Raw genomic sequence first — 21,610 nt, 5'->3', positions numbered from 1 at the left:
CAGCTTCAGCTTCGCAGCACGTTCAGAAGCTTCATAAATCCCGATCGAAGCTGCAAACAGAATTTTTGCAAATTATCATGTATTGTATCGCTTATCTTTGTAAAAGTATGTAAAATACTGTTCTTTTCAATATTTAAGTACTTAGGTGGGTTTTTAATATGCTTATCAAAATTTATACCACCCCGTGTATGACCGAAGCCGGCACACCGTAGCTTCAGCAGCATATGCAGACGCGCCGCCTTTTCCTTTGCCTTGCGGTAAGAAGATAGAATAATATTGAAAAGAAAAAATCTCAGCTTAAGGCTAACCGTAACATAGTTGTTATGTCCGTAGTCGCCTGCAGTGCAGACATAATGCTCCCTTGCAAGTGTTCCCAGTTCTCCTAACAGCTTGACTTTCGATATGCAGGTAGCCCTTGAAAGCCCTGTGAGAGAGCTGATTTGATTGTACGAAGGGAAGGCGCGGCCGCTTGTATTAGCGCAGTGATTAACAGCGCAGTAAACCATCAAAGCAGACTTACCCGCTTTACTGAGTATAAAATAAAAAAGCCTGCGGTCTATTCTGCTGAAATTTCCCTGCAAGCGATTTAAGATGTATTCATTTGTGGTTCTGCGCCCGTTTTTAAAGCGCGGTATCACCTTCAGAAGATCTTTGCTGTGCAGCTCCTTAATGGCAGTCTGAACGGTGTTTACACAAAAACCTGTATGAGCGGATAAGGTATGAAGCTTTATTTTAACTGTGCCTGTAAAATAAAATCTGTTAGTAATAAGAACGTATATAACAAAAGCTGAAGCGGACAGCTTAAGCTCAAACATCACGTTAGGTACCTTATAATACCGTTTCATTACTTTTATTCCTTTCATATCACAAGTAAACTTTTTGTTAAATATAGCTGATATAGTTGACGTTTTGCAAAAAATATGCTATTATTTAAGAGGTTAAGAGATGTACTTTTTCTTTCATTTCTTTAAGTAAAAAAATGGGTGTTTGTTTTTTATAGCGCCATAATTACAAAAAAAGCTCCCTGAACGGAAGCTGAGAAATGTAAGACGGTTTGGTGAACCATATGTATGTCTTCAAAAACTGATCGGCTGTTTCGGTGGGAGGAAACAGCCGAATTTTTTATTATTGTACAGTCACCATACAGGAAGCAGACAAGCTTCCGTCCTGAGATGTGGCGGTAATAATAGCTTTGCCTTTGCTTTTAGCAGTGATTCTGCCGCTGCTGTCTACAACTGCTATATCGGGATGGTTACTCGACCATGACACACTTTTGTTATCGGCATTATCCGGTGATATTACAGCCGATATGCTTACAGACTTATTGACGGGTAATATAACGTTATTTGCAGTATATCCTGTATTCAGACTTATACCTGTTACGTTTATCACTGTTTTTCTAGTCGTCGCTGCGGCGGTTTTTGCAGCGGTAGTCGTTGTCGTCGTGATCACAGGCTTGGAAGCTGTTCTGACAGTATTTATTTTATTGCTACTCTGAGCGGAAACCGTCTTTTTTGTAGTTTCCGCTTTTTCAGTTTTCTTTTTAACGGTCGTTACCGCTTTTTTCGTTGAGGAGGTCTTTGAAGCAGTCGTTGTAGTCGCTGCCGATGAGGTTGTCGTAGTTTGAGCTGCGGTGGCAACAAGCTCAGGCTGCCATGTTTCTGTGTCGGAAAACGTCGTTTGCTTAGTTCCGGCATAAGTTTCAGCTGCTACTGAATCGTTGTTATCGGTCCGATTTGAAAACAGAAACACAGTAAAGATTCCGGCAAAGACCAGCAATATACTGGCGCAGATCAAAACGCTGTATTTTTTGTCGAAGCGCAGCAGAAGCTTTTTCTTTTCAATATTTTTGTGTTCGTTACTTTCATCGCTGCCGCTGACAAGCTCAGGAAACAGCCTGATCCAGCCTAATGCGTCCATGCCTTCAGTCAAACAACGCTCAAGCTCTCTGCATTGCTCCTGCTCGTCTTCAGCAGTAACTATATTCAATATGTCAAGCTTTAATATTGCTTTCAGAAAATCGGCAGAGCGTGTTTTTGCTCCCGGATATATAAAAATGATGGACGTATCCTTATATATAATTAAAAACTGCTCCGCCAGCTCCGACAAATCTTCATCGCTTTCTGAAATGCAGCTTCGCTGAAGAATTATTCTTTTGCAGTGTTTGTGCAGCTGCATATCCTTTTTGAGAAAGGTTTGAAAAGAATAGCTGTTTCTGACTGTTTTAATTTCTATGTCGCCGCCGGCACAGCTTTGCAGCTTTTTTTGAAACTGTATATCAACTATAGCGTATGTTTGCATTTAAATTATCTCCTATTTTCAATGTTAAATCACTTTGCATTCCCGACAATAACAACATTATCCCAATGGTGCTTAATAATTTCCTCATCAAACTCTTTCTCGCCTATGTAAGGCAAAGGATCAACAGGCTCATAATCGGAATCGCCATACATCTGAAAGCAGAAGATCATAGTAGCATGATCCACGTCAGCCGTAAGAGCGTGACCGATTATTTCTCCCTGTTCTACACTGTCTCCGGCTTCAACGTGTTCAGCCTCCATGTCCACAGCCCAGTATTTACTGTATAAATACCAATTTGCCTCGTCGTCCACAGGCGCTTCGTGTTCAACGACAATATACCAGCCTCCAAGCGCTTCGGACGAATCAACCTCGACTACCTCTCCGTCAGCGATGGCGTAAAGATTATCGCCGTCGCAGTTGTAGGTAAGATAATCAAGCGTCCGTCCGTTTACTTCATCACCAAAGTAATGCTGTATTGTCCGGTTAATAGGCATACCGAAATCATAGCCTTCAAGAACAGTCTGATCCTGCTGTATAAGATCGGGACGTATCTGCTGTATGATATACAGCTCCTCCGCCGGAGTGCCTTCAAGCAGCAGATGTTCTTTGATCCATTCAGCCGGCATAGATAAAGCGGTCGCTATAAGTATAATTATAAAAAGAGGAAACAGCATTATCAAAGCTATGACTGCGATTGCAGCGTTTCTTCCGGCGTGACCGTTATCCTGCTGGATTAATTTCATGAGCAGCAGATATTTAGTCATTATTATCTGCCTCCTGCCGTCCCCATCATTTCCAGCTTATAGTCAGGAATCTCAAAGCGCACTCCCAAACGTTTGGAGCCTGCAAAAAAGAGCGCCTGACCTCTTTTCTTCTTCAATAATAATTCTTCCTCGGCTTCGGTAAGGTTGTAAAGCTGCTTCAGCTCCAGCAGATTCTGTCCGTCTGTGCCGAAAAGCACTTTGTAGCAAGGTATATCAAGCATTGCCTGTCCGTACAGCTTAATATCAGGATCAAGAAAATCAACAACGCTGTGGGATATGATAACTATTCCGGCCTCGTATTTCCTGTCCTGCTTAATGGAGTTTCTGTGCCAGGCAAGCGACTGAGGAACGCTGCGGTCAATAGACAGATAAGCCTCGTCTTCATAGAGTAATACTTTAGTTTCTCTGTCTTTAGTCATCTGCTCCCAGCACCAGGTCAGTATGTTAAAATACTGAGTCCGCTTAACTGTGTCCGGCGTTGTCTGAAGCGCTTTGGTGTTCAGTACGATAATATCAGCTTCTGTATCGAGCGTCGTGTGACCGTTCCATATAAAGTTGTCCGAGCCTTCGGATATATCTGTAAGCAGCTCTACAAGCTCCCGATAATCTTTATCGCCGCCGCTTTCCTCCAGCTTCTGCTTTAGCAGCCTATAGAGATCTGAAAAAATCGGAAAATCAGTATGCGACAGCTTTGTAACGTCTGTTTCCCAGGTTATATCAAACTGACTGTACAGCTCGATTATTGTTTTTTTCAATAATGACTTCTGTATCATAGTTAAATCAGGAAGATACATTGAAAAGAAAATTTCGAGGGTCTTAATATGAAGCGCAAGATCTCCCATGCCGTTTCCATCGTCTATGTATAATCTGTTCAGCTCTTTTTCTTCGTCCTTCGGCGCCGGACGTATTTCAAGCGGATTTATCCTTGTATTGCCGCCTCCGCCCAGATTAATGACCGCTCCGCCGAGATTATGAGCAAGCTCAACATATTCCGCGTCAGGATCAATAAAAATCTGCTTTACTCCGTTTTTAAACTGAATTATCGCAAACGCCTTGACAAAAGCCGATTTGCCTTGACCCGCCTGTCCCATTATAACCATATTTGAATTTGTGCGGTCGCCGCCTCTGTACCAGAAGTCGATCATCATAATATTGTTGTCCAGAGATTTAGCAAAATAGTCTCCGTTTACATCGGAGAAGCCGGACGAGCTGAAAGGAAAACCGCCGATAAGCGTTGTCAGTGGCACTATTCTGTTGCTTATCTGATTTACCTCCGGATCTAAAGTATAGGTGGGAACGCATTGCTTAAGTATTTTATCTTGTCTTCTTGAGGCAAGTCTGGTCTTTATGCCCATACCGGACAGAATTGATTTTGCACGTCTTGAAGCTCTCTGCAGCTCCTTATCGTTTGGAGCAACCGTAAGAAAGTTTATCCCCATTTGGCATACTGAGATACCCTCGTTGTCAATTTCCTGCATTAGCTTTCTGCTGTCATTTGCGGCAGTTTCAGCTCTTTGCTGCTTAAGAGGATTATTGTTTTCTTCAGCTTCATTTTCCTTGTTGATTATGTTTCTGTTAAGCGCGTCTAAAAATTCCGCTTCGTCGACCGGTGAAACTCCTATGCTGACAATGGAGTTTTCCATATTAACGATTCTGGTAAGCCAGTCGTAGTCAAGCCTGCCGGGATATTTACTCACAAAATATCCCTCCGCCTTATACCCTGATATTTCAATATCCTTTATGTTATTGAATAATGACTGAGGGGATATGACGTTCACTACAGAATTATTTATCTGTTTATCTGCTGAAGTGTTTTTCTTTTTCAAGCTTATTACCTCCTGCTATTTTCTGATTCTCGGCAGCGCGAACGCGGGGTCGTCGTAAATCTCGTCCTTGACAGCCGGATTAAAAATCAAATTGCAAAGCTGTATGATTTCCTGACGGCTGAGCAGCTGTGTCTCGAGCTTCCTGCTGTCATTCCAGTGCGTGATAAAATCCTCTCGTTCTTTAACATAGTCGTCCTCTGCCTTGCTCCAGGTTACTATGTAGAATTTCTTTTCAACCATTGTTCCGGAAGCCGCCATGCTGTTCATATAGTTTATTTCATCTGATATTATCAGCTTTCGTACATTAGACCCGGTTCTTTTCTGCTCGTTGAGATTATCTAGATACGGCTGAACATCGAACGGCTGCGGAACTGCAAGAAGCTTATACGGAGTTCTGATCGACGACAGCGAGCCGGAAACAATTTTTACAAACTCCGCCTTTTCACGCTTTGTCATCAGCTCGGTATTTACCGGGGATATTCTGAAAACGGAGATTATATATCCGTCTCTTGTATAAATAGCATCGTCTATATCTATGACGTTTGTCCATGTATTTGCGGACATTTTTCTTGCTGTTTCTTCCTTTGATGCGCGACGCGGCACGATTATTTTATTGTACACAATGTATGAGGCGTATATCAAAAGACATACGCCCAGCATAACAACAGATATTATTGTATTATCCATAGCTTTCTTTTCCTTTTCAAAATTAAAATGGTACTCCGCCGTCGCTTATCAAATCATATTCCTCAAAATTCCCCGTATTAAGCGGATCGTCAGGAGGTGGAAGCTCATTTTGCGGAGGTCTGCTCTGATGACCGTCTTGTCCCTGGGGTTTTGGTTCTCCTGTGAAAGACGTATTATCTACAAAAACCTCTGTAACATAATGCCTTGTGCCTTTTTTATCATCGTAGGTTCTCGTCCTGAGTTGTCCTTCAATGGCTATCATTCTGCCTTTTGCAAAATACTTGCCAATAAAGTCCGCCTGCTGCCGCCATGCTACACAGTTTATAAAGTCGGTCTGATGGTCTTCATTTTGTTTTGCGTAATTTCTCTGAACCGCGACGGTAAAGGTGAGCACTGAAAACCCGTTAGAAGTTTTTCGGAGTTCAAGCTCATTTGTAATACGTCCCATTAGAATTACTCTGTTGATCATTTTTGTCCTCCTTCCCCATCAGCTCAGCCATACACTCGGAGCAGACAGTCTTGTCCTTGTACTCTATTACGTCCTCAGCGCTGTTGCAGAATATGCAGGTGCGCTGAAACTTTTTGAGTACGATCATATCGCCGTTTGTGTAGATTTCAACTGGATCACACGGATTCAAGTCGAATGTTCTTCTCAGCTCGATAGGCAGCACTATCCTGCCCAGCTCGTCTACTTTTCTTACAATTCCTGTTGATTTCATAATTTTAACCTCCATAAATTTAAAAATTGATATATAAAAAAGCCTTGCATAAGCAAAGCTTTTTGACATAATATTTAGCGTTGTTTTCAGTAATTTCATTTAAAATCTCGCTAGTGATTGAATTCGTTGCTTACTGCTTTTGTCAGTCTTTCAACAAACTTTTCAAAATCATCATCAGACATTAACATAGCCTTTTCGACAATATGTCTTTCCCTTGCTTCTTTATCGGTCGGCTTGTGAAAATCATCTAAAGAATTGAACCACTTGTGTCGAGGGCTGAATACAGTTTGTTAGGGTCTTTCATTTCACGTTATCACTCCTTTGTTTCTTTCCGAATAAAAATTACAATATAAAATAATTTGATTTATAAATACAAATTTCTACATTTATTTAAATTGATTGACAACATCCTTTATATATGCTATAATTGCTAAAAATAGTGAAAGGATGGTTGCTTTATGACAATAAGCATTTTAAATTTAGTTATTTCTTTGTTAAGCGGTATGGTTGTTCCAGTAGTGTTGCATTATCTCCCCAATAAGAGAGAAGCTTCTCATAAAAGGGAAGTGAACAAACACAAAATACAAAAGGTACAAAGTTACAATACTTATATATCACAAGAAAATAGTAACTATCAAAATAATAGTAATTATCAAAATAATAGTAATTATCAAAATAATAGTAATTATCAAATTGGCAGTAACATTCAACATAATAGTAATAATACTACCGTGATTATATCAAATAATGAAAAGACTAAAAGCAATGCAGATACGGATGTATCGATTGTGTATATGCTAATTTTGATCGGTATACTAGGATATGTATTTGTAAAATATCATTCTATGATTTTATTGATTATGATGATTTTATTCTCATTGTACATCGGATTCCCCAAAGATAGATATAAAATAATATTAAAAAGCAAATCTGATATCTGGTTTGTTTTGACTTTTATTGTTTCTATTATATTTTTTGTTTTTCCGTTTGGCACAACGAGCAAATACATTGAATTTCTAGATAACGCTAATATTCTTGATATTAGCAATTTAAAATATACTGTATATGCAGTAATGCAATGCATTTCTTCTATTTTGTGGATGCTAATGCTGTTAATAGATGTTGCTTGTAAAATGACAACCAAATTACCTAACGCCATATATAATTATTCTATCACAAAGTCCAAAAATAAGAAAGCTCTATTGTTTTTGGCTTCTGTTGCTGCAATAATAATGTCAAATTTATTGATTATTATCATTATCCCCATCCGCCCAATCTCGTAATTCGCAAATCATGTTTGGTAACTTTAATGACGGTGAGTATAACGAGATTAGTGTTGTGATATTGAATGTAATAATATGTGAAACTATTAACCCATAATAAAGTCCAAGATGGTAAACAGCAATAATAAAGATACCTACTTGGCATAAAGCATAAATTAAGTATTTTTTTAGCTTATGTTTATTCTTACTGTTGATTATTACATACATCCTAATGCACCATAAAAGTGTGTATATGGCGTATATCACTATTGCAAAAATCATAATAAATTCTACTAAATATTTTGCAATTGATGTTACAATAGAATTATTTTCATAACCCATAAGAGTAAAATCTTTTATATGAAAAGTTGACAAGATAATACTACATATGAAAATCAGAAGTATTATTACTATAATTAAAGTAATTATTTTTTTCATTTTTATTCTTTTCCTCCTTATAGTTGGAGATGTCAGTTTTAATCTTGATAAACGAATTACTATTTCAAAACTCAGAGCCTGTCACAAACGTGCCAGGCTCCGAATTTTATCTTAATATTTACTTTTCATTTTTTCTTTTGAGCGAAAGCATAAATCCACCGAGAAGCAGTATTGCCGGAATACCTACAGCCGCGGATCCGGTTGCCGGAGGTGTGTCAGGAACAGAAGGCGTCTCAGGAATCTTCTCATTATTTACTACAACATTTGTAGTTTCAGCATAGAACACCTGAACAGTCTGATCGTCTGCAACCATATAGCCGACCGGAACAGTATCGCCGTTTTCGGTGATAGTGTAGGTTCCGATTGGAATACTTGTAAATGTGGCTTTTCCGTCCTTGTCGGTCACAGCTGTGAGCATGATCTCTCTGCCAGAATCAGATGTGCCGGAAAGAATAAACTCTATACCCTCAAGATCGGTCATACCCTCAGTAGTCTTCTGAATCTGGATCGAACCTGTCTTTTCCTCGTTGTTTATCTCAACCGTCGTGGTTTCCGCATAAAAAACGCTTACCTCCTGCGGCTCGGCAGTTAAGTAAGCATACGGTACAGTTTTTTCATTTTCGGTAATTGAGTAAGTTCCGATTGGAACGCTTGTAAATGTGGCTATTCCGTTCTTATCTGTCACAGCCGTTATTTTAATATCTCTACCGGAATCAGATGTGCCGGAAAGAATAAACTCTATGCCTTGAAGATTCGTCATACCCTCGGTTGTCTTGTTGATCTCAATCGTTCCGCTTTTCTCAACGTTATAGATCTCAGCGTTTACAGTTTCAGCTTCATAAACCGTAACCTTTATCGGATCGGCAACCATGTATGCGATCGGAACAGTATCAGCGTCTTCAGTTACAGTGTATGTTCCTACCGGAACAGCCGTGAAAGCAGCAAATCCGTCTTTGTCGGTAACAGCGGTAAGCTTTACCTCATGACCAGAATCAGAAACGCCGGAAAGAACCAATGTGATACCCTCCACATTCATCATTCCTTCGGTGCGCTTCTGAATCTGTACTGTTCCTGTAGCGTCTGAATTGTACATGACAACATAAGTAACGCTGCCGTCTGCATTTACAGTAAACTCTATGTCGCTTGTCAGCGCATAGCCGTTAGGCGCGATAGTTTCCTTGAGCGTATAAGTTTCTCCGGCAATCAGAACGCCTTCGATATAGTGCGCTTCGTTTCCTGATACCCATTCGTCTACAATGTTTCCGTCCCGATCAATCACCTGAAGGGCAGCTCCTGGCAACTCATCATCACAAGTAATGTCTTTCTTTGAAATCTCAACCTTTGTGGCTTCGTCTATCATAACGACAAGCGGCAGACCGTCGTTTGATACTGCCGTTACTTCGGTGTTATCGGCGAATATTTTACCGTATTCGTCGATAGTAACGGAAATATCGGTAGCTATGCAGTAGCCCGACGGTGCGTAGTATTCATGCAAGGTATAGTTTCCGGCGGCAAGTCCTGAAACAATATGCTCTGTTTCGGCAGACGTCCATTCTTCAACAACGCCGCCTGTTTCGTCAATAAGCTGCATTTGAGCACCTGAAATTTCTGCTCCGTATGCGTCCTGCTTTGAAACAGCAAACTTTATTTCCTCGTTTTCAATATTCAGCACAACGTCTGAAAGTCTTGAGCTTGTAAGCTGTACAGGCATATTTGCCTTTACCTCATACATGGTATCGTCTTTAACGTAGCCAGAAGGAGCCTCAATTTCCTGAATGTAATATGCTCCCCAGCCGGGTAATGTAGTATTAAAATATGTTGTAGAACCACTTGAATTAATATGTTCGATTTCCTGTCCTGCCGAATATATCAGCGTATCATTGAAATACACGTCCTCGGAAGCGTAAAGTCCGAATACTCCGTCAGAAAGAAAAGTTTCTGTACCTGAAATATATTTATTGAATCCGGCACGGAAGTGATACGCCTGATTAACAAAGTTTACGTCATTTTTATTCTGCGATAACTTTATATTTCCGTTGTAGAAGCCAAAGCTGTCATAGCTTTGTATTTCCTCAAAATATATTCTTGATAATTCCTCAGGTACATTTCTAAGCCTTGCCGTTCCGAAAAAGCTGTAGTTGTTTGTATTGTAATAGCCGTCATAATCGGAATACAGGCTAAGAACGGCAGCATTGTCCACATTATCGGTAAGACCTGTGTAATTTGCGATAAAATATCTCTCACTTGAATGTTCTGTTCCTGTCTGTGTGTCTGGTTCGGCGGTAATGTACTTCTTTACTCCGTTGTCTATTACATACGCTCTGAACTTCGTTGCTGAATAGATCTTTTCAAGCAGCGCGGTGTCTTCAATCTCCGAGCCGTTCCAGTCCTGAGCTGATTTATATACGTCTATATGCGAGCCTGTTCCGCTGTTTTTAACGGTTAGGCTTGTTGTTTTATCCGCATTGACTGTAACATGAACGTCTCCGGCAAGCTTAAAGCCGTCTGCTGTTTTGTACTCGGAAAGATTGAACGTTCCGGCAGGAAGTCCTTTTATCTGAAGCGTTCCGTCTGCTCCGACCCTGTAAAGACTTGCCGAGCTGCTGCTGTCTGTTGTAGTGTTGGCGTATGTATATGCTTCGTCTGAATCCTTTGTTGAAGTCAGATAGCGTCTTGTATTATCTGAATCCAGGAAAGATAACTGGAATAGGATACTGTTATACTGTTCGGCTGTGCCGTTGACTTTCTGTCCGCTTGCAGTAAGAAGCTGTTTGTTTAGCTTCAGATTTCCCGTTGCGGAAGTAAGCTTGAAATATGCCTGAATAGGGTCATCTTTCATAGTGTAAGAAATCTTTGCCTGAGATGAGTTGTTTGGGTTCTTCACTGCAAGGAAAACAGGCGTACATTCCTCGATTTTGTTTGCGTACTTTGCTTTTGTCTTAGTCAGAGAAAGGATCTGATCTTCAACAATCTTTCTGCCGGCTTCGGTTGCGGAGATCTTCAGCTTTGAACCGCTTCTTGTAAATGTCACTCCGCTTACGCTTGGCAGCTTGAATTGTGAAAGAGCGCTGTCCATGATGATCGTTGTTTCCCAGCGGCAGGTTGATTTGTTGTATTTCAGTTCATATGTTGCTTTTATTAAACTTAAAGTTGAATCATTGTCAACCGTTCCTTTCGGATAACTGCCATGATCCAATACGTCGGCTTTCATTTTTTTATAACACTCTTTCATATCATTCCAAAGTGCGGCGGTTGGAGCTTTAATACATTTAAGCAGCGTATTTTCATTAGCTGAAAGAGTTGTTGTGGAACTGTCAAAATACTTTCCGCTAATTGACCAGCTCAGAGCCTGAGAAGCTACAAGCTCAACTTCCCAGCTGTAGCCGTATTTGCAGGTGCCTTTGTATGCGTAAATAGTTGCATAACGTAAATTACGCAGTTGTGTTGAATCAGGATAATATTTATTTGCATTATTTTCTAAATCCAGTTCTTCCATGGTAGTGCCGTCAACATTAACAGTACCCAGCTGAACGCAGTAACAAAACTTTCCCTCGGCGTTCTTGAAGTAGTAAAAGTTATTTGCCCACTGATAGCGAAACTGGTTATTTGTGTTTGCCTGTGTAAGAGGGTCGTATGCGTTAGGCAAACCCGAGTTACGGAAGTCATAACCCCAGCCGCCGGATAAGGCGTAGGTTTTGTCCGTTGTCGTTTTACCGTCGTTATCACTCTGCGTCTGAGCTTGAACCGATATGGCGTACGCTTCGTCTGTAGTTACTGCCGCAAATGCCGTTATTCCTTCCGATAACATGAAAACGGTCATAACGATTGACATAAGCATAACCCATAACTTATTCGCCAATGGCGAATAAGTCGCTTTTGCTTTTTTTAATTTCTGCATTTTCTTTCACTTTTCCTTTCATATTTGATTTTATCTATGTCAACTCCTTGCGGAGATTATTTAAAACAAAAAAGAACGCCTGAAAACTTCAAGACGTTCTTAATATTGACAATATTCACTTTTTATGATATATTAATTACGGAGCATACCAAAAACGGTAGGCGGTTGTCCTCACTCTTAGGAGGGAGGTGATAGTCATGGTTACATATACTGAACTGTTCCAATTTGTCGGAATCATATTAAGCGTAGTTTCCCTCTGCTATCTTCTTTTTAGTAATAAAAGAAAATAACCGCCAGCGCCTGAGAAACCTGACGGTTATTTAACTTTAAGGCAACAAGGGCAACCGTCTATCGGTATGCTCCTTTTTCTACTTTAAATATATCATATCTGATTTGGTTTGTCAAGTGTTATCTTAACATATATATCTCCCAGTAGTCACCCTTTTCATTTGCCCTTTTTGCAGCATAAACTACAATATGTGAGTCTGGATGAGCTAGATATTGATCATCTATTGCATTTATTAATCTTTTTTTAGCCTCTCCATAGGTCAAATATGCTGAATGATAAGTTTCAGAAGGGTCATACGAGCTGTTGGAAGGGGTATGCCCATAACGTTTTTGAAGATAATCTTCCCAAGAATATCCCTCAGGCAACAAATCCTTATTTTCTTCAATCTCCTTAACAATTCTATCCTTGACTTTACTATTAGAATACTCCTGCATTTCCTTCACAAGCTTATCAATGTCCGACTGAGTAAGCTTAGCCGCCGCAGCTGTGGTGGTTGTTTTCTTTTTAGTCGTAGTCTGCTTTGCTGTTGTAGTTTTCTTTGCAGTCGTAGTTTTCTGCGCTGTCATGGTATTTCCATTACCGCCGTTATCGCTGTTCGGCTGAGTTTGAACTGTAGTCGGCGTCTGAGTGTAAGTATTACCGCTGGAATTACCTCCACCTGAATTGCTGTTACCTCCGCCATTATTCTGGGCCGTGGTAACGGCTTTTTTCGTTGTAGTGGTTTTCTCCGATTTCTCTTTAGAGGTCGTGGTTTTCTTTTTTGTAGTTTCGGCTTTCTTTGTAGTAGTCGTAGTTGCCGCCGATGAGACGGCAGTAGTCTGAGCCGAAGTGATTAATTCAGGCTGCCACTCGTCTTTTGAGGAAACGGCGGTTGTGGTAGTTGTCGTAGTTGTTATCTTAACGTCAGCTGTATCGTCTACAGAACCGCAAGACGTTAATGATGAAATAATCATTGTAAGCGATAAAACCGCTGCTGTAAGCTTCAATGTTGTTTTCATTGTATTTTCCTCCTATAATTTGTTTTCTTTTTCAATTTTATTATACTATCGTTTCCGAGGATTGTCAACATAAATTTTCCAGAATCAGTACGTTTTGACGGACTGCTTATCGCTTACTTGTGATATAACAAAGGCACTTTGCAGTAATTACAAAGTGCCGTAGCTTTATAGCTCTAATTCATCTTCGTCAGTTTCTTCTCTATCGCCCCCTTCTATTTCTTCCAGAAAATTTAAATATGGATCGGGACTATGTGCAACCGAATTCATTTCTCGTAGTAATTCATTTTCTTTACAAAGAGAAGCGTTTTCTTGTTTAATATTTCCTAGACATTTTACCAGGTCAACATTTTTCTCTTTTTCATTATTTAAGCGTTGGGTTAATTCGTTCACTTTATTTAAAAGCATTGTATGTTCACTCTTTATATTTACCCAATCTTCTAAAATGAAATTAACAGCTTCAGCAGTTTTATATATCTCTTTGGAATTAGCATTTAATGTTTTTATCTTTTTGCTGAGCATTTTTTCTCGTCTAGTAAGCTCATCAATTATTTTTTCGTGTTGCTCTGAAAGCGATTTACTTGTTTCCCCTCCATAAAATCCGATAGCGCCTTTGATTAAGTCATCGTCTATAACTGATTTTAAAGATTTATCATCAAAACTACCCAATTTTTGAGATAAACTTATTTTTGATATAATTATAGTCACAATTGGACCAAGGATGGCAGCAGCTGCAAGAATTATGCTTATTATAGTATCTGACATGAAACCTTCTCCAAATCTAAAGAAATAGTAAATAATTATGCATACTTCTGAAAGTATAATAGGTATATATTTCAATTTTTCCTCCATTGTATTATATCATATTATATACAATCAAAAAGCACCTTGCAGTAATGCAAAGCGCTTATTCTGACTTATCGCTCCTCTTCCTCCAGCATAGCTGCCCTCATGATCCTTTTGCGGTCAAAGGTCACAAGCTTTCTGTCGTACAGCTTGTAGTGATTTATCCGATCGGAATTTTTCTTTATGTACGCGAGAGCCTGCATAAGATTGTCTGTCCTGAGTACCGCTTCAGTACCCGGATCAAATTTACAGCGGTAGCTGCTCCGCCGTTTGCAGGAGTAGACTATGTATCTGCTGGTATTCCATGAATCGGATTCGTTAAAGGATCTGATATTTGATTTGTATTTGCTGCTGTTCAATGTAAAGCCTCCGTAATTAAAGTCCAATAAATATTTTAAAATACGGGAGCTAAATTGTCAAAAATAAGATAAGTTTTACCCGAAACAAATTATTAAAATTGAATTATAAATTTGTAGGTAATAAATAAAAGAGGAGCGAGATAATTGTATAAATTGACAATAATATAATATTTTATCTGAAAACTGAAAGCCGCCGTTAATCTATTTACCTAAAATTTACACTTTGATCTAAATACTCGACTATTGGAACGATAAGATATTTTTTGCTTATTTTCAAAGCATACTGTGCCAGATCCGGCCTTTTTTCAATAATCAGCTTAAAAATTTCAGTATCGCCTTTTAGAACCGCAAGACGTATTTCCTTTTTGCTTATTTTCAAGTCAGGAAAATCAGCAAGAATCAGACGGAGTATATCCTTTGAAGCGTAAAGAATTGCTTTTCTGATATGTGCAGCGCCGGGTACAGCTCCGCAGGTAATGCAAGCCTGACCAGTTTTTATATCGTTATCTTCACAGGCTGCAAGAAGCTTTTTCTGAACTCTGTGCAGAGGTCTTGTTCTCTTTTCTATGGCAGGAACAGCTTTGTCAGCTTTGTCAATTTCGGCAGGTTCCGGGATCTCCGCCGTTATATATTCATTCTCAGCTGTAAGCACATTATCTTCTTCAGACTCCGGAATAAAGTCTTCTCCCTCCGCTTCGGGAATTTCACCGAACAGCTTTTCATATTCATCAATTTTCTCATAGTTAATAAGCAGCTCCATTGCCTGCTGCTTTGTTAAGGGTATGATCTTGTAATCATATTTAAGCTCTTTTTCAGAATCATTTTCCTTCTGCAGCATATTCAGACTGAAAAACTTGTATTTGCGGTTACGGTACAGCTCGCCTTTTTCATATTTGTTCAGTAAGTACGACATAACCAATACTGCCGTTTCCGTATCATATTTAAACCCGTCAATTATCGTTTTCATTCAGTTCTCTCCATTCGTCTGAATATTGAAAAAGAAAAACCTTCTGAGCTTTTATGTAAGAAACAAGATTTTTAATCTCGTCAACAATGGATATGTTGGTTTCATGATTCCGTATACAAAACATTCCGCAGCCTATTGAACCTACAGTAAACATTATCATAGAAGACAGCAGATTACTAAATGACATATAAAATATAATCGACAGAACCAGCACGGCAAAGCTTCCCTTAACAGTTCCTCGCATTTCCTTTTTGCCTAATCCGGGAGTATATTCCTTTTCAATAGATACGTCGACCGGAAAATAGCATTTATTTTCATTCAAATCTTTACACCCCCTTCAGTTATAGTAACGCAGGACAAGATCCTTTATTATGCCCACGCAGGACGCTATAACAACGAATTTTATCGTATTGAATATCTTACCCTTTATAGCTTTTTCTTCGTCCTGATTGCTTATCAGAGATACGGCAAGTATCGCTATCCTCAGGGAGCCGCCGAGCGGAATTAAAACTAACAGCCCGTTTATGATACTTGATATAGTCATACGCACACCTTATTTCCTGAAAAACCTTTTAAACGAACCTCTTACGCTGCGAATCATACTGCTTGAATAATACGCTTTCATCAATAAATTTCCTCCGCCTTGTGAAGGGATCATAAACTCACCTAGCATTTTAGGACTTCTTAAAGCGGTTATCAAACAAGCAATTCCTAAAACGCTGCCAAGAAAAAGATTATCGTTATTGTCACCTGCTATCAAAATTGAAAAACCAAGTTGTGTAAGTGTTATCTGTACAAGTATTGTCACCATAACCTTTGAAACACTCATAACATAGTTTTTAAATATACCTTTATCTGAGTTGATAAGTCCTATTGAGCATATAGGCAATGCAATTTTTAAAATCCAAAGTTCTATTCCATTGCTAAGGCATTTGAAATAAAGTATCCAGAAAAGAACCGCAAATATAGCTACGAAAATAAATCCAAAAAGTAAATCGCCTATTAGATCTTCCGTCCAAACCCCAAATTCGTCAACAAGACCTTGCCAAACAGCATCACTGCCTAATGCATTTTCAACTGCTGTTAGCGCAGAATCCGACAAATTAATTACAATATCGGCAAACCAACTTAAGATCGTATTTCCGCAAACGGCTACAACTAATCCTTTGACAAATAAGGTAAGAAAATTGATCGGATCACTCTCAGCATCTCCGTCCGTGTATAAAACATATGTCTGAAAGCCCTTTACCAAAAAGAGAAGCATTAATAGCGATATACCTATTGAAGCAAAAACGTTAGCAATTGAACTTGTTACAGTCGAATTAGTAGTTGTGTTTATTAGTTCGTCTACACAAAATCCAGTTGAAGCCAATTCTTGAACTTTATCCTCAATTTGCTCCAGCAAAACCGGGGCTAAAAGTCCTAACAAGGCGCAAACCGCAATTAAAACCAGTGTCGTCATTTTAAAGCTCACCCCATTTCCAGATCAGGCTCTGTTCCGGCTTCGGCCTGTTGCAGCAAGCTGTTCCAGTCCTGATAATTATAATTCTGATTCAGCTGAGGCTTTAATTCAGCGCTGTTATCCAGAACATTGCTCTGTGCTTTAACCGAAGTGTTCTTCTCAGCCGCCTCCCTCTGCATATGTGAATCATATGCTTTAAGAATAGTACCGCATATTATGCTCCTTGCTTCCGGGGTTATCGGGTATGCTATATCCCTGTACTGTGTTTTTCCGTTTCTGTCCACATAGGACTGCTGAGGCATAAGAACCTTCAGCTGTCCATCGCTGCCCGGCATGATCCTGAAGCCTTGAATCGTAAAAACATTATCTATAGTAATTCTTGCAAGCGCTTTCAGCTTTATTTCAGGCTTATTAAAGCTTCGCTCGATAGAAACCTTTATTTTCATAAAATCCACTCCTATGTTATGTATAATAGCTCAGTATTAAATTAATTATTGTTGCTGCGATCTCGGCGGCAACAGTGGATATAATAGCTGTATTGGTTCTTTTCTGCCAATCCTTCTGATCCTGCTGATCCGCGCCGCCTTTTCTGATCTGAAAATATATTATGAAAAGAGTTCCAAAAGGTATCGCGAGGATCTGGATCCATGTTAAAACATCATTGATCAGTTTCGTAGTTCCGGTAGCTATCTTAGAGCTGCCGAAACCGGTATTGTTTGCCGCGAATACGCAAGGAGCAAATATAACCGCGGATATTAATACGGCGGCAAACGCCAATAATCTTTTTTTCAATATTGCTTTCATAACTAATTCTCCTTATAATCTTTTTTGCTTTTTAAGAAAATCCGTAAAATTTTTTAGCTTCCACATACCGGTATAGCTTGGCGGCTTATCGACATCCTGAAGCTTAGGTCTCTGAGCTTGTCTTAAAGCTCTTACCTTTTCATTATGCTTTCTGTTTCCTAAGCCAAGCATTTTATTAAATGCCCATTTGCTCAGATCTGGCGACTTTGTGATCTTGCAGCCGCTGTCACCGATCACAAGCATATATGGCCTTTTCAGACGCTTCAGCTCGTCGGGATATAGCAGATTACGTTCAGACAGATTCATTGAAGTAGATCCGCTGCTGTTATATTTGCCGCTGTTTGATGAGAGTGAATAGCTTGATGTTGTATATTTACCCAAGCTGTCCGATATAGCTTTGTTTGTGCCGGAATCATCGGTAGATTTAAGGTATATCTGATTTGTACAGTTGCCTTTGATTATTTCGCATATGTTATCGTTGTAATTCTCCTTCATCTGAGCAAAGCTCTGCAGAAACAGATTGAATATAATACCCTTTGAACGGGCTACCGTCAGTTTCATGTTGAAATCAGGGAATGGCGAAAAATTACCGAACTCGTCCAGATCAAAGTGCACTCTGCGAGGCAGCCGCCCTGATCCCAGAACATTGTTGCTGTAATCGTCCAAAGCTTCGTAAATCTGAGATACAAGAAGCGATACCAGCGGATAAAAAGTTGTCTTGCTCTCCGGAAGTATTACAAACATGGCAGTCTTTTTTGTCGCAAGGTCGGTAAGCTTAAAATCCGACTTGCTGCATATGTGATACAGCTGCCGATCAGTAAATACGGTAAGCGCCGTACAGGCTGAGGTATAAAAGCTGCCTCTTGTTTTGCTTGGGGCAACCTTCGCCTGCGCGAAAATAAGATTCGCAGGATGTTCCTCCCCTACGGCTTTCAGATATTCATTCAGCAGAAGTCCCTTTCCCCCTGGTCGCTCGGCGCACATTCGCGTAAGCCACTCATATACATAGCATAAATTCTGATTTTCAGGATGATCCATATTATCATAGGTGCAGGCCATCATTCCGGCAGCCAATACGGCAACCTTTCCATCGTGCCAAAGAGACTCTGTCTGTTCACTTTTCTTTCCGGCAATCATTGTAGCGTAATCGCGGCACAGCTGCATTGCTTTATTCACATCGCCGGATTTAAGCTTATCAATGACGGGCTGTAAAAAATTATAGCTCATTGATTTACTCATATCACGATAATCAAGCACTATTGCATTTACGCCCAGTCTTTCAAGCAGTCTGCATAAATATTGATAAAGTTCACCTTTGATGTCGGATACAAAAACCGATTCACCGGCAAGCAGCTGACATATTATTGACTGTATAACCAGATATCGTGATTTGCCTGAACCTGTTGAGCCTATGCACATAGAGTGAACATCGTTTATCAGAACATTTAACAGTTCTGTATGCCATTTTTTCCTATAACTGACAACTAATCCTCCGCCCGTGTTTTTCAGCGGTTCGGTATCTAGTCTTTTTAGCATTTTTGCCTGCCTTTTAAGATATAGCTCCGAGTGAGTATATTTGTTTAAAAGACAAATATATACCTTTCTGTGCGGCAGTTTTTGAAAAAGCTTTCTTTGCCTGAGTTCTCCATTGGATATGCGGTATTTCTTTACTTCATTTATATCCTGTTTTCCATGCTGCAAAAGATAGCGGAAAACAGGAGCTTTTAAGTTGATCTTTACAATCGGGTAATCCTCACAGAATTTATCGGCGGATAAAAACCACGCGGATCCGTGCTGATACTGCCCGACAGGCTTAGGTATCTGAATGTCAGGAGTAACGCTGTACAGCTCCGCGCGGTAATCGTCCTTTGTGTTTGAAAACAGCAGAAAGTAACACAGTATCAATGCAAATCCGGCAATACATATGAAAAGCATCCGAGCGTCCTTTTCAGCTTTGAGTATCTCAAAACAAGCTTGCGGAGGACAAGCTTTAAATTTATCTGTTTGCTTGGATATGAACAGATAAACGCCCGGAGCCGTAAAAAAGCTGATAGCGCAAGCTATCCCGAATAATATGATCAGCAGCGGTATTTTGCCTTTTTTCAAATTTCCAACCCCCTGTCCTTTCTTTGCTTTATAAGCTCTTTTATAGCTTCCTTTGACAGATCGCCGCTTTTAGACAAAGCGTTATATTCCGCAGCTCTCGCGCTGCTCTGCCTTATAAGCCTAGCCAGATTTGCAAACGCCGCCAGTATCCCTCCGGCTATATACTCCGCCTGCCGCTGTCCGGCTTCTCCGTCCTGAAGGCAGTCTTCAAACTGATAGTCTTTCATTGATTGTAAAAGAGCGTTTGCTATCATTTTTACCGCAATTTTTGAATATTTTCCGGCCTCATATTTCAGTTCGTTGTCCTTTGCCGAATAAAACTTAAAAACCTCAATATGAGCTGAAACAAAATTATCAGCCAACGCTTTTAGCTTATCATTGCTGTTAAGCAGCAGCTTCACAAAATTATCTACCATGACTTTACGCTCCGGCGCCAGACACCTGTACGCTAATCGGCCTTTGTGCTTCATCACTACCATTCTCACACGAAGATATTCCACCAAAATATCCTCCGCGTTAGGAGTGTTGAGAATATCAAAGCTGCTTAACCCGGAAACGTCAAATTGGACCGTTCCGTCAAGATAATCATTTACGTCACAGGTGTTTATCCTCTGAGAAGCTAAATATTCCTCAAATTCTTTAAGAATCGCTCTGCTGTCGGCTCGAAGTACGTTTTTTGCTTCATTCTGCGTCTTGAAAAATTCCTGGAACTCCGGCTTGTATGTTTTCTGAATCAGCTTTCTGCGGGTTTGCTTGTATAGCTTTGTATCAAAACTGTTAGGCTGGATCGCGTTTGATTTGTCCCACATTACTATGTGAGCATGAGGCTGTCCCTTCTTATTGTGAATTGCCGCTTCCCATTCAAGATTTTCATACTTTATCCCTCTTTCCTTGGCAATTACCAGAACCTGTTCCTTGACGTATTTTTTCCAGTCCCCAAGAGTGTTAAGTCCAAGATGAGCAGCCTGCTCTGAGGTAAATGAGATCACATCCCGGTATGTCGTCTTATATTTATCCGTGACCTCGGCAATCGTCTTCATGCCGTCTTCTACGGAAATAACGTTAAGAAACTGCTGATTAAAGCTGCCGAACAGCGCGCTTTCCTGTTCAGGCTCTTTCCACGCTCCCGGTCGGGTAGCTATGTATTCTACATGAGCCATGTTCTTAACGGTTCGGTTGCCGTCAGTCCGCTTGTTATATCCTCTCGCCTTATATATGAGAACGGCGCTACTCATCACTGCCGCCTATCGCGTTAAAATCGAATCCGTAAGGATTATCCTTAAGCCTAAGCGCTTCTTTCAGCAGCTCTGTGTTATTGAGCAGAAATCTTTCAACATCGCTGTCCTTCTGCGACATATATTTTATAGCCAAACGATTACAGCGGTTTACAATTTCAGATATATCCCCGATGTCAGATTTGTTATCCTCGTTTAACAGATTAGCGAGCTGAAGATAATAGCTTCCGCCGGTAATCTTGCCAAGCTTTATGATCAGCTTAATAATTCTCTCTACCTGCGGTTCAAGTATGCCGGATAAAACCGTCTGCATGATTTCAGTTAAGAAATCAATCTCTGTTTTATACCCTTCCATATTAAGCCCTTTGTCAATGTAACGCCTTACAAGGTCTGATACGGTAATATGTTCGGCGGCGGCTTTTTGTTCCAATCTTCCAGCCATATCTGCCGGAACTCTTACTGTGTATCTTTGCGTTTTGTCCATGTTATCCTCCTTTTTTGTAAAGTAAACCGCCTTTACATGATTGTCATACAATTGTCAGACAAAATATATAGTTGTCTGACGCGTCGAAGGCTTTGCCTGCGAGCTGTGCTAAGCTGTCGTATGACAGCTATTCCTGCCCTTTTGGGTAAAAATCTCGTTTCACTTCGA

Annotated in this window: 21 protein-coding genes; 1 reads left to right on the top strand and 20 read right to left on the bottom strand. The window is 40.0% G+C overall.

What is annotated here, in order from left to right:
* Nucleotides 1-5: 5 nt before the first annotated feature.
* The 7 genes from EIH25_RS06620 to EIH25_RS06590 form a co-directional block, all read right to left on the bottom strand.
* Entirely contained in the window at nucleotides 6-845 is an 840-nt protein-coding gene (locus EIH25_RS06620) for a helix-turn-helix domain-containing protein (protein WP_164489184.1), read from the bottom strand.
* 280 nt (nucleotides 846-1,125) lie between these two features.
* The gene (locus EIH25_RS06615) at nucleotides 1,126-2,301 is read right to left on the bottom strand and encodes an Ig-like domain-containing protein (protein WP_124099936.1); all 1,176 of its coding nucleotides are present in this window, start codon (nucleotides 2,299-2,301) and stop codon (nucleotides 1,126-1,128) included.
* A gap of 29 nt (nucleotides 2,302-2,330) precedes the next feature.
* Complete coding sequence (locus tag EIH25_RS06610) at nucleotides 2,331-3,065, bottom strand: M23 family metallopeptidase (RefSeq protein ID WP_124099934.1); 735 nt, start codon at nucleotides 3,063-3,065, stop codon at nucleotides 2,331-2,333.
* A 2-nt stretch (nucleotides 3,066-3,067) separates the two neighbouring features.
* Nucleotides 3,068-4,891 carry a type IV secretory system conjugative DNA transfer family protein gene (locus EIH25_RS06605; protein ID WP_206425694.1) on the bottom strand — a complete coding sequence of 608 codons (1,824 nt, stop codon included), beginning with the start codon at nucleotides 4,889-4,891 and terminating at the stop codon, nucleotides 3,068-3,070.
* A 15-nt stretch (nucleotides 4,892-4,906) separates the two neighbouring features.
* A complete protein-coding gene (locus EIH25_RS06600; RefSeq protein WP_124099932.1) occupies nucleotides 4,907-5,578 on the bottom strand; it encodes a hypothetical protein in 672 nt (223 codons plus the stop codon).
* Nucleotides 5,579-5,600: 22 nt separating this feature from the next.
* Complete coding sequence (ssb, locus tag EIH25_RS06595) at nucleotides 5,601-6,047, bottom strand: single-stranded DNA-binding protein (RefSeq protein WP_124099930.1); 447 nt, start codon at nucleotides 6,045-6,047, stop codon at nucleotides 5,601-5,603.
* A complete protein-coding gene (locus EIH25_RS06590) occupies nucleotides 6,007-6,297 on the bottom strand; it encodes an AbrB/MazE/SpoVT family DNA-binding domain-containing protein (RefSeq protein WP_124099928.1) in 291 nt (96 codons plus the stop codon). Before EIH25_RS06590 ends, ssb begins: the two co-directional genes overlap by 41 nt.
* 458 nt (nucleotides 6,298-6,755) lie before the next feature.
* On the opposite strand from EIH25_RS06590, the gene EIH25_RS06585 reads away from it, so the two are divergent.
* The gene (locus tag EIH25_RS06585) at nucleotides 6,756-7,580 is read left to right on the top strand and encodes a hypothetical protein (protein WP_124099926.1); all 825 of its coding nucleotides are present in this window, start codon (nucleotides 6,756-6,758) and stop codon (nucleotides 7,578-7,580) included.
* A gap of 535 nt (nucleotides 7,581-8,115) precedes the next feature.
* Here EIH25_RS06585 and EIH25_RS06580 read toward each other — a convergent pair.
* From EIH25_RS06580 to EIH25_RS06520, 13 genes are all read right to left on the bottom strand, one after another.
* On the bottom strand, nucleotides 8,116-11,895 hold the full coding sequence (locus EIH25_RS06580) for a SpaA isopeptide-forming pilin-related protein (RefSeq protein WP_124099924.1): 3,780 nt from the start codon (nucleotides 11,893-11,895) through the stop codon (nucleotides 8,116-8,118).
* A 408-nt stretch (nucleotides 11,896-12,303) separates the two neighbouring features.
* Nucleotides 12,304-13,182: a hypothetical protein gene (locus EIH25_RS06575; protein ID WP_124099922.1), complete on the bottom strand. Its 879-nt coding sequence runs from the start codon at nucleotides 13,180-13,182 to the stop codon at nucleotides 12,304-12,306.
* Nucleotides 13,183-13,347: 165 nt separating this feature from the next.
* Nucleotides 13,348-13,944, bottom strand: coding sequence for a hypothetical protein (locus EIH25_RS06570; RefSeq protein WP_124099920.1), 597 nt, complete (start codon nucleotides 13,942-13,944; stop codon nucleotides 13,348-13,350).
* A gap of 152 nt (nucleotides 13,945-14,096) precedes the next feature.
* Nucleotides 14,097-14,384 (bottom strand): hypothetical protein, encoded by a 288-nt coding sequence (locus EIH25_RS06565; RefSeq protein WP_124099918.1) that lies wholly within the window; start codon nucleotides 14,382-14,384, stop codon nucleotides 14,097-14,099.
* A 205-nt stretch (nucleotides 14,385-14,589) separates the two neighbouring features.
* Entirely contained in the window at nucleotides 14,590-15,351 is a 762-nt protein-coding gene (locus EIH25_RS06560) for a hypothetical protein (protein ID WP_124099916.1), read from the bottom strand.
* A complete protein-coding gene (locus tag EIH25_RS06555) occupies nucleotides 15,335-15,673 on the bottom strand; it encodes a hypothetical protein (RefSeq protein WP_124099914.1) in 339 nt (112 codons plus the stop codon). Before EIH25_RS06555 ends, EIH25_RS06560 begins: the two co-directional genes overlap by 17 nt.
* A 15-nt stretch (nucleotides 15,674-15,688) precedes the next feature.
* Nucleotides 15,689-15,895, bottom strand: a complete 207-nt coding sequence (locus EIH25_RS06550; RefSeq protein ID WP_124099912.1) for a hypothetical protein — start codon at nucleotides 15,893-15,895, stop codon at nucleotides 15,689-15,691.
* A gap of 9 nt (nucleotides 15,896-15,904) precedes the next feature.
* A complete protein-coding gene (locus EIH25_RS06545) occupies nucleotides 15,905-16,813 on the bottom strand; it encodes a conjugal transfer protein TrbL family protein (RefSeq protein ID WP_124099910.1) in 909 nt (302 codons plus the stop codon).
* Between the two features lie 8 nt (nucleotides 16,814-16,821).
* The gene (locus tag EIH25_RS06540; protein WP_124099908.1) at nucleotides 16,822-17,259 is read right to left on the bottom strand and encodes a septation protein SpoVG family protein; all 438 of its coding nucleotides are present in this window, start codon (nucleotides 17,257-17,259) and stop codon (nucleotides 16,822-16,824) included.
* Between the two features lie 16 nt (nucleotides 17,260-17,275).
* Nucleotides 17,276-17,617 (bottom strand): hypothetical protein, encoded by a 342-nt coding sequence (locus EIH25_RS06535; protein WP_124099906.1) that lies wholly within the window; start codon nucleotides 17,615-17,617, stop codon nucleotides 17,276-17,278.
* A gap of 12 nt (nucleotides 17,618-17,629) precedes the next feature.
* Nucleotides 17,630-19,723, bottom strand: a complete 2,094-nt coding sequence (locus tag EIH25_RS06530; RefSeq protein WP_124099903.1) for a VirD4-like conjugal transfer protein, CD1115 family — start codon at nucleotides 19,721-19,723, stop codon at nucleotides 17,630-17,632.
* Nucleotides 19,720-20,958: a MobP3 family relaxase gene (gene mobP3, locus EIH25_RS06525; RefSeq protein WP_124099901.1), complete on the bottom strand. Its 1,239-nt coding sequence runs from the start codon at nucleotides 20,956-20,958 to the stop codon at nucleotides 19,720-19,722. Before mobP3 ends, EIH25_RS06530 begins: the two co-directional genes overlap by 4 nt.
* Nucleotides 20,951-21,442: a ribbon-helix-helix domain-containing protein gene (locus EIH25_RS06520; RefSeq protein WP_124099899.1), complete on the bottom strand. Its 492-nt coding sequence runs from the start codon at nucleotides 21,440-21,442 to the stop codon at nucleotides 20,951-20,953. Before EIH25_RS06520 ends, mobP3 begins: the two co-directional genes overlap by 8 nt.
* Nucleotides 21,443-21,610 lie beyond the last annotated feature (168 nt).

Source organism: Ruminococcus sp. Marseille-P6503 (assembly GCF_900604945.1).
GTDB lineage: Bacteria > Bacillota > Clostridia > Oscillospirales > Ruminococcaceae > FB2012.
This window is presented reverse-complemented; position numbering and strand designations above follow the sequence as displayed.